Source organism: Streptomyces sp. NPDC005485, assembly GCF_040606085.1.
GTDB lineage: Bacteria > Actinomycetota > Actinomycetes > Streptomycetales > Streptomycetaceae > Streptomyces.
The window spans coordinates 1-13,319 of record NZ_JBEXDZ010000097.1 but is presented as its reverse complement, the minus strand read 5'-3'; the positions used below and the strand labels follow the sequence as shown (position 1 = coordinate 13,319).

Here is a 13,319-nt window from a genome sequence, read left to right as displayed (position 1 = left end):
ACGGACGGGCCGCAGGACGGTGTCAGGACCCGCATGCGGCGAGGAGCGCGGCCACCTCCTCGGTCACCGCGGCTGACAGCCGGTCGAGGTCCGGGACGGCCTCCGCGTCGGCGACGAGCCCGTAGTGCACGCGCCCGCGGAACGTGGAGACGGCGATCGCCAGGGCTTGTCCGCGGGCCAGCGGGGCGAGCGGGAACACCTCGGTGACGGGGCAGCCGCCGAGCTTCAGACCGAGGCTGGGCAGCGGCACGCTGGTGACGAGGATGTCGAAGAGCAGCCGGGCCGCCTGGCCGACGACGGGGCCGCCGAGCCGGTGCCCCAGCGGCGGCACGTGGTCGGCGAGCAGCGCGACGGCGCCGGCCCCGCGGTTGGGCCCCGCGTCCTTGTTGCGGTCCATCGCCGTGCGCACCGTGCGCAGCCGGGCGAGCGGGTCGGGGTCGTCGACCGGAAGCCGTATCAGGTAGCCGGAGAGCCGGTTGCCCTGCGGGTGCGCGGTGCGCGGGCGGCGCTTGGAGACGGGGATGAGGGCGCGTGGCGCGACCCCTTCGCTGCCGTCGCCGCGCTCGTCGAGCCAGCGCCGCAGGGCGCCCGCCACGACGGCGATCAGGACGTCGTTGACGGTGCCGCCCTCGGTCTTGCGGATCCGGTGCACCTCGTCGAGGTCGACGACCACGCCGGCGGTGCGGCGGGTGCCGGTGGGCTGCGAGGTGAGCGCGGTCGAGGAGCGGACGTCCCAGGTGGCGCGGGCGACCGAGGTCCCGATGTCGAGGGCGCGGCCCACGTCGGAGAGGGCGCCGCGGACCAGACCCGGCAGCTTGCGTACGTCGGGAAGGAGGCCGCGCGGCGGTTCGGCGGGGCGTGGCCGAGGTTCCGGCATGTCCATCGGGTCCATCAGCGCGGCCGCGAGCATCAGGGCCCGCAGTCCGTCGGCCAGCGCGTGGTGGAACTTGAACAGCACGGCGAACGACGTGCCGTCCTCGCCGGGCAGCACGTGCGCCTCCCACGGCGGGCGGCCGCGCTCCAGCGGGCGTTCCATGAGGCGGCCCGCGACCGCGTGGAAGTCGGCCGTCGGCGCGTGCAGCCGTACGTGCTGGAGCGGGTCGAAGTCGGGCGCCGGTTCACGCGTGGCGCCGCCGAAGGCCAGCGGGAGCAGTGGCTGCCAGACGTCGCGGATGCGCATCCGCAGCCCGGGCACCGCGGCGGCGCGGGCTGCGAGCAGGTCGGCGGCGTGGGCGCCGGCGGTGGGTGAGTGGGCCGAGAAGACACCGAGGGCGCCGAGGTGCATCGGGTGTTCGGCGGACTCGATGTTCCAGAACGCCAGGTCGAGAGGTGCGAGCAGGTCGGAGGTCAAAGGCTTGCTCTCGCGTCGACGACGGGTGAGCAAGCAGTCAACCTCCGACAAGCGATTACGGTCAAGTACGATCAAGCTACGCACAGTTAACAGCAGATTAAGCCGAGACACACCGATACCCGTACGCCCCAACCGCCCGTGGCACCGGTGGACCGGCCCGGTTCGCCCGTGGCCCGGTTCCCGCCCCTCCCCTCTCCTCACCGGAGTGCTTCCGTCCGCCACCCCGCCACGTCCGGATGCAGTCCTCGCGATGAGCCCTGATCCTGGACCAGAAGGGGAGGGCGCACAGCAACGAAAGGAAGACCCCCATGTCTGTGATGGACAAGCTCAAGCAAATGCTGTCGGGCAAGGAAGAGCAGGTCGGCAAGGGCGTCGACAAGGGCGGTGACATGGTCGACGACCGCACCCAGGGCAAGTACAGCGGCCACGTCGACACGGCCCAGGACAAGCTCAAGGACGAGCTGGGAAGGAACCGCGGAGAGGACCGCCCGCCCCAGCAGTAGGACGCGGAAGTGGGCCGGGCGGCCGCCGAGTGCCGCCCGGTAGCATCGCGATCATGGCGGATTGGGAGACTCGGCCCGCTTCGGCGGCGGACGTCGACGCGGTGGCCACGATGCGGGCCGTGGTACTGCGCGCCGATCTGGAACGGCTGGGGCGGTACGACGAGCGACGGGTACGACAACGGCTGCGGGACGAGTTCGCGCCGGCGCACACCCGGGTGATCGAGGTGGCCGGCGCGTTCGCCGGCTGCGTCGCGCTGCGCCCGGCCGAGGACGCCCACTGGCTGGAACACTTCTACCTGGCCCCGCACCTCCAGGGCCACGGTGTCGGCTCAGCCGTACTGCGCGGCCTCGTGGAGCGCTGCGACCACGACGGCACCCGGGTCCGGCTGAACGTCCTGCAGGGCAGCCCGGCCCGGCGCCTGTACGAACGGCACGGGTTCACCGTCGAGACCGAGGACGCGGTGGACGTGTTCATGGTGCGCGAGGCCTCCGCGACCGCGCCCTGACCGCCGCGAGCCGTCAGCGACCCACCGCGGGCTACGACACCCGCTGCCCCTTGCCGAGTGCGATCACCCCGCCCGCCGACACCGTGTACAGCTCGGCGTCCCGGTCCGGGTTGACGCCGATCGTCGCGCCCGGCGGCACCTCGACGTTCTTGTCCAGGACCGCGCCCCGCACCACCGCGCCCCGCCCGATACGGACGTTGTCGTGCAGGACCGAGCCCTGGACGACGGCGCCCGGATCGACACGGACACCCGGCGAGAGCACCGACCGCGAGACCTGGCCCCGGATCAGACAGCCCGCGCTGATGATCGACTCGCTGGCTATGCCGCCGGCGTTGAAGCGGGCCGGCGACAGCTGCCCGGAGTGGGTGTAGACGGGCCACTGGCGGTTGTAGAGGTTGAAGGCCGGGCGCTCCGCGATCAGGTCCATGTGGGCGTCGTAGTACGCGTCGAGGGTGCCGACGTCGCGCCAGTAGCCCTTGTCACCGCTGGTCTCGCCGGGCACGTGGTTCTCGCTGAAGTCGTACAGCTGCGCCTCGCCGCGGTCGGTGAGCATGGGAAGGATCGAACCGCCCATGTCGTGCACGGAGTCGGGGTCCTCGGCATCGCGCTGGAGCGCCTCTATCAGGGCCTTGGTGGTGAAGAGGTAGTTGCCCATCGAGGCGAAGACGCACTCGGGGTCGTCCGGCAGGCCCGGCGGGTCGCTGGGCTTCTCCAGGAAACCCTCCACGGTCCGGCCGTCGGAGCCGGGGCTGATCACGCCGAAGGACGACGACTCGCCGCGCGGCACCCGGATGCCGGCCACCGTCACGCCCGCGCCGCCCTCGATGTGCTGGGCCAGCATCTGCCGCGGGTCCATGCGGTAGACGTGATCGGCGCCGAACACCGCGACGTAGTCGGGCTGTTCGTCGTGGATGAGGTTGAGCGACTGCAGGATCGCGTCGGCGCTGCCCAGGTACCAGCGCGGGCCGAGGCGCTGCTGCGCCGGGACCGGGGTCACGTAGTTGCCCAGCAGGCTCGACATCCGCCAGGTCGTGGTCACATGACGGTCCAGGGAATGTGACTTGTACTGCGTCAGGACGCAGATGCGCAGGACGTCGGCGTTGACGAGGTTGGAAAGTACGAAGTCGACAAGGCGATACGTTCCGCCGAAGGTGACCGCGGGTTTGGCGCGGTCGGCGGTGAGGGGCATGAGCCGTTTGCCCTCTCCCCCCGCCAGTACGATTCCCAGCACCGAAGGTCCACCGCGCCGCATGCCGCCGCCCCTCTACGCCCGGTCGGGCCGCGCCCGACTCCGGGCCCGGCCGCTGCTTGTCGAAGCACGCCTGTCCGATGGCTGCCCCGGTCATACGCCCTGCCCGGTGACTACCCCGGTTTGAGGATCTCCTCGTACAACTGGACGGTGCGCCGGGCCACCGCGTCCCAGCCGAACTCCCCCACCGCGCGCTGCCGTCCGGCCTCGCCCATGCGTCGGGCGGCCTCCGGGTCGGCGAGCACCGCGTCGAGGGCGCGCGCGAGGTGCGCCTCGAAGTCGTCGTCGACGTCCACGAGCAGACCGGTGCGGCCGTCGTCGACGACCTCGGGGATGCCACCGACACGCGAGGCGACCACGGCCGTGCCGCACGCCATCGCCTCCAGGTTGACGATGCCCAGCGGCTCGTACACCGAAGGGCACACGAACACGGCGGCGTGCGTGAGGAGTTGGATCACATCCGGACGCGGCAGCATCTGCGGGATCCAGTGCACTCCCTGGCGTACACCGCTCAGTTCCTGGAAGAGCTCGCGGAACTCCCGGTCGATCTCCGGGGTGTCGGGGGCGCCCGCGCAGAGCACCACCTGGACGTCCGGGTCGATGTCCCGGACCGCGCGCAGCAGGTGGGGCACGCCCTTCTGGCGAGTGATACGGCCGACGAACAGGAGGTACGGGCGGTCGGCGTCGAGGCCGATGCGGGCGAGGACGTCCGTGCCGTGGTCCGGCCGGTACAGGGCGGTGTCGATGCCGTTGTGGACGACGCGCACCCTCGCCGGGTCCAGCGCCGGATAGCAGGTGAGGATGTCCTCGCGCATGGCTCCGGATACGGCGATCACGGCGTCCGCGGCCTCGATCGCGGTGCGCTCGGCCCAGCTGGACAGGGCGTATCCGCCGCCGAGTTGCTCGGCCTTCCAGGGGCGCAGGGGCTCCAGCGAGTGGGCGGTCATCACGTGCGGGATGCCGTGCAGCAGCTTGCCGAAGTGGCCGGCCAGGTTGGCGTACCAGGTGTGCGAGTGGACGAGTTCGCGGCCTTCGAGACCGGCCGCCATGGAGAGGTCCACGGAGAACGTGCGCAGCGCGTCGTTGGCCCCGTCGAGCGCGGACCAGGGCCGGTGGCGGACGACGCCGGCAGCTCGCTCCGAAGCGGTGACCTCGCCCCAGCAGTGCACGTCCAGGTCCGTGAGGGAGCGCAGCTCCCGGGCGAGGAACTCGACGTGGACCCCCGCACCGCCGTACACATCGGGCGGATACTCCCGGCTCAGCAGTCCCACTCGCACACAGAACCCCCCGTCATAGCGGCTAGTGCTCTTCATGGTCACCCAGATGAGGCGGCGGGGGAAGACCGCGACCCGGGAACGCGCGGTCGGCGTCCGCGCGCGGGCGGTCAGTCGAAGGCGTCCGTCATGCAGTCGGAGCGGCATCCCCGCGCCTCGTAGCGCTGCCGGAGCGCCGCGGCCGCCTCCTCCCGTGACCCGCACGGGTGCCCGAACTGCCGGTACGCCGTGGCGAGCACGTCGTCGATCCTGATGATGACGGGCTCGTCGGGCGCGGCGCTGCGGCGCGCCCGGGCGATCGCCAGGTCCGCGGCGCGCAGCAGATGGCGGGAGTGCTCACGCGCGAGCGCCGCCCGTGCGCGTTTCGCCGACAGCGGCCGCACGGCGCGTCCCCGCCACAGGAGCCCGGCCGCGACGAACACGAATCCCAGGGCGATGAACTCAAGGCCGTGCATCGGCGCCCGGATTCCTCGTCGGCGGGCGGCGGTCGAAGCAGCAGTCGCCGCACAGGCCGCCGCCCGGGAGGCGGTAGTAGAGACAGCAGCTGCGGCGGCGGAGGGTGGTGGGGTCCAGGGTGCCGGCGAGTTCGGGGTGGGTGAAGAGCCCGGCGGCGATCTCGTGGGCCCGGTCGGCCACGTCCGCGCGGCGATTGGCGGACGCCCAGCGGTCGAGTTGGCGCAGGGCGCCCGCCAGGGCGGAGCCCGAGTTGCCCCGCAACAGGCCCGCCGAGACGCGGTACCGGGAGCGCAGGGCCGCCGCCAGCGGGGCGAGATGACCTTCCTGTACGACGTCGCCGATCGCCGCCGCGGGCAGCATGCGCACCTCGGCCGGCCACAGGTCGTCGGGCGCGCCGGCGTCCGGATTCCAGTGCAGCAGCCGCGGATCGAGGTCGGGCACCCGGCCGAACAGCGCGGCGGAGCCGAGCGCGATCGACCACAGCCGGGCGGCCAGCGCCTGGTGCGCGATCGAGGCCGCGACGCGGTCCTCGGGGGCCCGCAGACTTTGTGCGACTTTGCGGACCCGGAAAGTCATCGGATCCGCATAAACGTCCCCGTCCGGGTCGGTTCGAGGGGTCGTATAGGCCTTCTCAAGCGTTGCTTGAGCGCCCTGTGGCGATACTGCCGTGCGTAGTACGAAGAAGCCACCGAGCGAGTCGAGTGCTGAGAGATCCGGGTCGAGGTCCACGAAGAGCAGTAGTACCAAGCCCCCTAGGGGTTTCCACCGGCGGGCCCGGCCGTGCTGTCACCCACCCTGGGGAGGACGAGGCGCGTGTCCTACTCCATCGGCAGTAGGACCCAATGCCTGCTCAGGTACGACGACGTGAAGGAATTCGCAGGGCATCGTTGTTGCTATGCAAGCCGACCGTTCGTCGCGCCGGGCCCGCCGCCCACGCCGTACGCAGAGGAGGGACACATGAGCGCTCTGACGCTGTCCGTGTTGCTCTCCCTCGTCTCCGCCGTCGCGTACGCCGGCGGTGCCATCGTCCAGGAGCAGGTCGCGGTGACCTCCCCGGACCAGACGTACGCGCCGCTGCGCAGGCCCAGCTGGTGGGCCGCCGTGGCGCTGAACGGCCTCGGTGGGCTGCTGCACGTGGTGGCGCTCGCCTACGGCCCCCTGAGCCTGGTCCAGCCCCTGGGCGCGCTCACCATCGTCTTCGCGCTGCCGATGGCGGCGCTCTTCGTCGGTCGCAAGGCCGGGGCGACCGCATGGCGGGGCGCGATCATGGCGACGGTGGGCCTCGCGGGCCTGCTGTCCCTGGTCGGTACGGCCGACGCACGGTCCCTGAGCGACCCCCAGCGTGTGCTGCTGGCCGTGGTCAGCGGCGGCGCCGTGGTGGCGCTGATGGTCGCGGGTCGTGCCGCGCACCGCCACCCGGCCGTGCGCAGCGTGCTCCTCGCGGTCGCGTCGGGTATCGCCTTCGGTATGTCGTCCGTGTTCACGAAGACGGTCGCGGTGGACTGGACGAACCACGTCACGTTCTCCGACCTGCCGAGCCTGGGCGTCATCGGCGTCCTGGCCACGGCCGGAATGCTCCTGTCGCAGGCCTCCTACCGGGGCGGCGGCCTCGCGGCCCCGCTGGCCACCCTGACGGTGGTGAACCCGATGATGGCGGCGGCGGTCGGCATCACGATGTTCGGCGAAACCTTCCGCTACGGAGCGACGGGCACCATGCTCGCCCTGGGCTGCGGCGTCGTCGCCGCGGGCGGCCTGATCCTGCTCACGACCGAGCGGCTGGACACCCCGCAGCGCACGACGGCAACCACCGCACCCGCCGCCCTCCCGGTGGGCACGCCCCCCGCGAAGGAACTGCTCGCCGGGCTTCCCGCCCAGTCCGCGGCGACTGCCTCGACAGCGCTTGAAGACGCCTTGGCACAACTTCAGGTGACCGTTCCGGCACCGGCGACGGCCTCGGTGACGGTGCCGGGCACAGTGCCGGACGCGGCGTACGACGGCGCGGACCAGGACGACGACGGGGCCAAGGTCCCGTCCGTCCCGGCCCCGTCCCTGGACGACGTACCGCGCTACTACGCACCGTTCTACGGCGGGCCCTACGTCCCGACCCCACTGCTGGACCGGCACCGCACGCGCGTCAAATCCTGACGCCGCCCGCCCTGAGATACGCGACCGGATCGACGTCGGAACCGAAGCCGGGCCCCGTCCGCACCTCGAAGTGCAGATGCGGGCCCGTGGCGTTGCCCGTGGACCCGGAGCGGCCTATGCGCTGGCCGGTCGTCACGCTCTGCCCGGCCTTCACGGAGATCGCGGAGAGATGGGCGTACTGCGAGTAGCGGCCGTCCGAGTGCCGTATCACCACCTGGTAGCCGTACGAACCGCCCCAGCCCGAGCTGACGACCTGGCCCGCGCCGACCGCCTTCACCGTGGTGCCGGTCGGCACCGGGAAGTCGACGCCCGTGTGGTAGCCCTTGGACCAGGACGAGCCGGCGGCGCGGTACGGCGTGCCGGTCGCGGCGTTCACCGGGGCGACCAGGGTGTGGGTCGTGGTGACCTTGTCGGTGTGCTTCTTGGTGTCCTTGGTGTCCCTGGTCTCCTTGACCGGGGACTTCTTCGTCTTCTTCGTCGTGGACGTGTCGGACGTCGTGTCCTTGGGGTGGGCCGTCGGCGCCTTGCCGCGCAGGCTCAGCCGCTGGCCGGGCAGGATCAGGTCCGGGTCGGAACCCACGGTCGTACGGTTCGCGGCATACAGCCGCTGCCAGCCGCCCTGGACCTGCCGGGAGTCGGCTATGCCGGAGAGCGTGTCGCCGTGGACGACGGTGTACATCTCGGCCGTGCCCGCCTGCGACTGGGGCGTGGTCTGCGGCTGTACGTCGCGCACGGAGCGTTTGGGAGTCCGTGTGTCCCTGCTCGTCGCGGTCTCTTTGGTGGTCTGTGTGGTAGTGCCGGACGTGCTGATGTGGGGGGCTCCGCCGCCCCGGGTGAGTCCGGCGCGGACCGAACAGACCGGCCAGGCGCCGGGCCCCTGTCCGTCGAGCACCTTCTCGGCGACGGCGATCTGCTGGTCCTTGGTGGCCTGATCCGCGCGATGCGCATAGGCCGTGCCGCCGTACGCCTCCCAGGTGGACTGGGTGAACTGCAGCCCGCCGTAGTAGCCGTTGCCGGTGTTGATGCTCCAGTTGTTGCTGGATTCGCAGGCGGCGACCTTGTTCCAGGTGCCCACGTCGGCCGCGTGGGCGGCGCCGGGCGCGAGGAGCGGGAGTGCAATTCCGGCGCCGCCGGCCGTGACGGTGAGTGAGGCGCGGTTGATCCTGTTCGGCTGATACCGGCGGTGCCGACCCCGTACGGCCATGCGGATGCCCCCCTCGACAATGCGTCAGGAGCCGCAAAAATAAGCGCTTCGAACAGGCCACGACAAGAGCACAATCAGCCTCTCGTGTCTCGTCGCCGACGCTCAACTACGCGTTCGCGGCCTCCCGTTGCCGTCGTGTCACCTCGTCGCGGATGCCTTCCGCGTCCTCCACGGTGCTGTGATAGGCCAGTTGGGGTGCGTCTCCGTGTGCCAGCGTGACCGCGATCGGGAGCGCGGTGAGCAGGGTGGCGGGCAGCACCGCGCGGGACAGGGCGCGCGAGAGCAGGTCTCGCAGCGCGGGTTCGGGTGCGTCGCTGTCGAGGGCGAGCCGGACGGTCAGGTTGTGGAAGCTGCTGGAGATCTCCCGGTGGACGTTGAGCATCCCGCGGGTGTCGAGGCGGCCGTCGGCCCGCAGGACCGGATCGCGCAGCTCCGCGCCCGCACGCGTTCCCGCCTCCGGCTGGATCAGGGTGGCCAGTTCGCCGCAGAGTGCGGAGAGCAGGATCTCCTGGGAGTTGGGGCCCTTGTCGATGCCGACGAGTTGCTTGGGCTGGTCCGCGATCAGGGGCTCGGAGAGACGTCGTACGCCGTCGACGGTGAGGGCCGTGCGGTAGACCGCCTCGGAGCCGTTCTCCCAGACGACCTCGGCTTCCACGGAACACACGGAGGAGGGCTGAGGCGCCGGCTCAGGGGCCCAGTCGACCGGAAGGTCCAGAACGGTGCCGTCGCTCCGGCGGACGCGCACGGCGGCACTGATCGGTGACTCGTCAAGAAACACCCGGTGGTTGGGGCTGAAGGCGGTGACGAGCCGGTTGACCGAGGAGACGGTGTCGGCGGACGTGTCGCAGTCGAGGTCGCAGTGCCAGGCGAGGTTGCCGAGCGGGGTGCCCGGGGCCGGGCGGCCGTCCTCGTCGAGCGCGAGGTCGGCTCGTACGGTGACGCGCAGCGCGCCGAGTGTCACCCCACGGGCCGTGTAGCCGTTCACCTTGGTCATCAGTACGCATGCCCCGAGGGCGGCGAGCGCCGACTCGTACGGGGTGGGCGTGCCGTCGGCGGGCGCGGCGAACGACCGCTGCTCCAGGTGGAAGTCGCGCGCGACCCTGATCGTGCCGGCGCGGAGGGTGAGGGCCCTGGCCCTGGAGATGCCGTGCTCGTCGGTGCGGGCGGGCGCCTCGACGGCGAAGTCGGCGATCGCCTCTTCGGGGTGCTCGCGAAGTTCGTGGACGGTCTCCGAGACACCGGTGATGTTCAGTCCGTTGCGCATGCCTGAAGGCCTTTCGTCACAGTCCGGAGAGCGCTTGGTCGAGGTCGGCGAGCAGGTCGTCGGTGTCCTCGATGCCGGCCGAGAAGCGCACCAGCCCGGGCTCGATGCCCACTTCACGCCGCTGACGGGACGTCAGGAAGCTGTGCGAGGTGTTGAACGGGAGGCTCACCAGCGACTCCACGCCGCCCAAGCTGGTGGCCACGACGGGGAGTTCCAGCCGGTCGAGGAGTTTCAGAGCCGCCTCGTCCCCGCCGTGCAGCTCGAACGCGACCATGCCGCCCCAGCCGTCGGGGCAGAGCTCGTGCAGCCACGGATAGGGGTACTCGGGGCGCGAAGGGTGGTGGACGGCCCGGATCGCCGGGTGCTCGGCGAGGAAGGCGGCCAGCGCGGTGGCGTTCTCGCTGTGCCGGCGCATCCGCAGGGCAAGCGTCTTCAGCCCGCGTTCCAGCAGGAAGCACATCATGGCGTCCAAGGAGCCGCCGAACTTCAGCAGTTGCGACCAGATCCGGTCGACGTACTTGCGTGATCCAGCGGCGACACCCGCGGTCACATCGCTGTGGCCGTTCAGGTACTTGGTGGCGCTGTGGATCACGATGTGGGCGCCATGCTCCAGCGGCCGCAGGCAAACCGGCGAGAGGAAGGTGTTGTCGACGACCAGCAGCAGGCCGAACTCCCTTGCCAGCGCGCCCAGTTCCGCCAGCGGCACCGCCTTGAGCAGCGGGTTGGTCAGGGTCTCGAAGAACAGCACCTGGGTCTCGTCGCGCACCGCCGCCCGGATCGCGTCCAGATCGGTCGGGTCGGTGAAGGTCACCGAGCGTCCCAGCTGGTGCATGTCCTCGCGCAGCAGGTTGAAGGTGCCGCCGTACACGTCCCGCGAACTGACGATGTGGCCGCCCTTGTTGGTGAGCGCGAGCAGCGTCGTGGTGATCGCCGCCATGCCCGAGGAGAACATCAGGGCGCTCTCCGCGTTCTCCAGCGAGGCGATCTTCTCCTGCACGGACCACTGGTTGGGGCTGCCGTAGCGGCCGTAGATCGGCACGTCGCGGATGTGCCCCTGGTCGAACGCCTGGTACGTGTCCTCCGTGAAGGCGAACGTGGTGCTCTGGAACACCGGGGTGCCCACCGCGCCGGTGATCGGGTCCTCGTAGGTCCCCGCGTGCACACTGCGCGTGCTGGGTCCGCTGCCGTCCACCACCCGCTGCTGGGGAAGCCGCGGGCCGGGCACCCGGCCGCGCTGCAAGCTGTCCGTCCAGGGACGGTTGTGCCCGGCGCCCGGAGCGTTGCCCTGGGACTTCGCCATCGTGTCAGTCCTTTCTCTCGGTGGGTACGGCCGTGGGAGCGGCGGTCGGTACGGCGGCAGGAGCGGCCGCGGATGCGGCGCCGGAAGCGAGATCGGGTGCGGATGCGGGTGCGGATGCGGGTGCGGGTGCGGGTGCGGGTGCGGGTGCGGGTGCGGGGGTGTGCTCGCCCGCGTCCGTCAGATTCCGCACGTCCCGTACGGCCAGGGGTGCGAGGCTGATCGCCAGGTGGGCGAGGCCGACGGCCAGCATCGTGCGCCGGGCACCCCACAGGGCGGCGGCCGGTCCGGCGAGGACCATGCCGACGGGCTGCATGGCGTACGACCCGAGCCACTCGTAGGAGCTGACCTTCGACAGGGCGGTGGAGGGGATCTCCCGCTGGAGGACCGTCTCCCACAGGGGGTTGAAGACCATCAGTCCCAGCCCGCCGAGGAACGCCCCGGCCATGACGGGCACCGCCGACGACACCTGCGACATCACGAGCGAGGGCACGGCGAACAGCGACACGGACAGCGCCGCGAACCGCAGTGGCCGGCGCGGGCGTACGTACAGCGCGACCGCGCCGCCGCTCACCGCCCCGGCGCCGAAGGCCGTCAGGACCAGGCCCCAGGCCTCGGGTCCGCCGAACTCCCGTTCGCTCAGCGCCGGTCCGAGGACGGAGAACACCGACCAGCAGGCGTTGGTCAGCGAGGCCGCGGAGATCAGGGACCACACCCAGGTACGGGAACGGAACTCCCGCCAGCCCTCACGCAGATCGCGCGCGAGGTTGCGCGCGGCGGGCGCCGCCACCTGGGCGTCACTCCTGTCCGACTTGTCCGACGACGCCTTCGTCGCCTTCGTCCCCTTCGGAGTGGGGCCGGTGAGCGGGCGCAGCCTGCTCAGGAAGACCGCGCTCGCTACAAAGGTCACGGCATCGGCGCCGATCGCCCAGCCCGGCCCCACCGTGACCACGAGCACGGTCGCGATCAGCGGTGCCGCGATGAACGCCGCCGAACGCTGCATGGAGAGCAGGGCGTTGCCGGCCTGCCGCTGCGGCGGCGGCACGGTCTGCTGAAGCAGCCCGGACACCGCCGGGGTGAACATCGCGGTGGCCGAGCCGTGTACGGCCTGCAGCGCCATCAACTGCCATATCTGCGCCTGCCCCGACAGGACGAGCACAGCCGTCGCCGCCTGCACGCCCGCCCGCACCACGTCCGCGCCGATCATCACCAGATGCCGCGGCAGCCGGTCCGCGAGCGCACCGCCGACCAGCATCAGCAGCACGAGGGGGACGGTCCGCGCCGCGAGCACGAACCCGATGTCGGCGGCCGACCCGGTGAGCCCGAGCACGGCGAACGCGAGCGCCGGCGCGACCAGGAAGTCACCGAACGCCGAGGTGAGTTGGCCGAGGAAGAACCAGCGGTAGGCGGGGATGCGCAGCACGGAGAAGCGCGAGGGGGCCGCGGGCGCGGTGGCACCGGACGGGACGTCTCCGGAGCCCCCGGCCCCGGCTATCCCGCCGCTTCGCCCGTCCGCCGTACGGGAGTTGTCCGCTCGGGGCGATCCGTTCGATCCGTCTCGCGCAGCTGGTCCGCCTGATCCGCCTGGTCCGCCTGGTCCGCCTGATCCGGCTCGTCCATCTGGTTCCGTACGCGCCATGTGGTGTCGGGCCGTTTCTGCTCGCGGGCGGTCACGTGATCGATCTGCGGCATCAGGGCGCAGACGTGCGGAGGCAGGACGTGCACCCGCTCCGGGGCCGGGCGCAGGGTCCGTTCGCCCGCGGTCTGCCAGGGGTAGGGGTATGCGTCCAGGTCGACGTCGCCGTCCGTGAAGGACCCGGTGCCCGGCTCGACCGCCACCGTCACCGCCACGTCGTCGGCGTCGCAGATCCCGATCGCGGCCATCCCGGCGTCCTGCAACGCGTAGGCGCCCGCGCACACCTCGGTCACTCCGGGTACGGCCAGCGCGCCTTCCGCGGTGGGGGTGCCGCCCACCGTGACCGTCGGACAGTCGAGCCCGTGCGCCCGCAGCAGTGCGGCGCCGCGCACGGCGTACTCGGCGGCGAACCGGCCGACGGCGGCGCGGTCCGC

At 71.6% G+C, this 13,319-nt stretch carries 12 protein-coding genes and 1 pseudogene; 3 read left to right on the top strand and 10 right to left on the bottom strand.

Going from position 1 to position 13,319, the window contains the following annotated elements; all coding sequences use genetic code 11:
* Positions 1–22: 22 nt before the first annotated feature.
* On the bottom strand, positions 23–1,351 hold the full coding sequence (locus ABZS97_RS28065; protein ID WP_356141846.1) for a wax ester/triacylglycerol synthase family O-acyltransferase: 1,329 nt from the start codon (positions 1,349–1,351) through the stop codon (positions 23–25).
* A 308-nt stretch (positions 1,352–1,659) separates the two neighbouring features.
* Here ABZS97_RS28065 and ABZS97_RS28060 point away from each other — a divergent pair, with 308 nt between their 5' ends.
* Entirely contained in the window at positions 1,660–1,854 is a 195-nt protein-coding gene (locus ABZS97_RS28060; RefSeq protein ID WP_356141845.1) for an antitoxin, read from the top strand.
* A 53-nt stretch (positions 1,855–1,907) separates the two neighbouring features.
* Positions 1,908–2,360, top strand: a complete 453-nt coding sequence (locus ABZS97_RS28055; RefSeq protein ID WP_356141843.1) for a GNAT family N-acetyltransferase — start codon at positions 1,908–1,910, stop codon at positions 2,358–2,360.
* Positions 2,361–2,391: 31 nt separating this feature from the next.
* Here ABZS97_RS28055 and glgC read toward each other — a convergent pair whose 3' ends face one another.
* The 4 genes from glgC to ABZS97_RS28035 all read right to left on the bottom strand — a co-directional run bounded on the left by glgC (position 2,392) and on the right by ABZS97_RS28035 (position 6,086).
* Entirely contained in the window at positions 2,392–3,612 is a 1,221-nt protein-coding gene (gene glgC, locus ABZS97_RS28050) for a glucose-1-phosphate adenylyltransferase (RefSeq protein ID WP_356141841.1), read from the bottom strand.
* 110 nt (positions 3,613–3,722) lie between these two features.
* A complete protein-coding gene (gene glgA / locus ABZS97_RS28045) occupies positions 3,723–4,886 on the bottom strand; it encodes a glycogen synthase (RefSeq protein WP_356141886.1) in 1,164 nt (387 codons plus the stop codon).
* Positions 4,887–4,993: 107 nt separating this feature from the next.
* Entirely contained in the window at positions 4,994–5,338 is a 345-nt protein-coding gene (locus ABZS97_RS28040; RefSeq protein ID WP_356141839.1) for a hypothetical protein, read from the bottom strand.
* Complete coding sequence (locus ABZS97_RS28035) at positions 5,325–6,086, bottom strand: (2Fe-2S)-binding protein (RefSeq protein ID WP_356141837.1); 762 nt, start codon at positions 6,084–6,086, stop codon at positions 5,325–5,327. The genes ABZS97_RS28040 and ABZS97_RS28035 overlap by 14 nt, the downstream gene beginning before the upstream one ends.
* Positions 6,087–6,296: 210 nt before the next feature.
* Between ABZS97_RS28035 and ABZS97_RS28030 the strand changes: the two genes are divergently transcribed.
* Positions 6,297–7,484, top strand: a complete 1,188-nt coding sequence (locus tag ABZS97_RS28030) for a DMT family transporter (RefSeq protein WP_356141835.1) — start codon at positions 6,297–6,299, stop codon at positions 7,482–7,484.
* Here ABZS97_RS28030 and ABZS97_RS28025 read toward each other — a convergent pair.
* The 5 genes and pseudogenes from ABZS97_RS28025 to ABZS97_RS28005 all read right to left on the bottom strand — a co-directional run.
* A complete protein-coding gene (locus ABZS97_RS28025; RefSeq protein WP_356141833.1) occupies positions 7,474–8,688 on the bottom strand; it encodes a transglycosylase family protein in 1,215 nt (404 codons plus the stop codon). The genes ABZS97_RS28030 and ABZS97_RS28025 overlap by 11 nt on opposite strands.
* A gap of 106 nt (positions 8,689–8,794) precedes the next feature.
* The gene (locus ABZS97_RS28020) at positions 8,795–9,952 is read right to left on the bottom strand and encodes an OsmC family peroxiredoxin (RefSeq protein WP_356141831.1); all 1,158 of its coding nucleotides are present in this window, start codon (positions 9,950–9,952) and stop codon (positions 8,795–8,797) included.
* A gap of 16 nt (positions 9,953–9,968) precedes the next feature.
* Positions 9,969–11,252, bottom strand: a complete 1,284-nt coding sequence (locus ABZS97_RS28015; protein ID WP_356141829.1) for an aminotransferase class I/II-fold pyridoxal phosphate-dependent enzyme — start codon at positions 11,250–11,252, stop codon at positions 9,969–9,971.
* Positions 11,253–11,256: 4 nt separating this feature from the next.
* Positions 11,257–12,672, bottom strand: coding sequence for an MFS transporter (locus ABZS97_RS28010; RefSeq protein WP_356141827.1), 1,416 nt, complete (start codon positions 12,670–12,672; stop codon positions 11,257–11,259).
* 68 nt (positions 12,673–12,740) lie between these two features.
* Positions 12,741–13,319, bottom strand: a pseudogene (locus tag ABZS97_RS28005) (hypothetical protein); the annotation flags it as partial.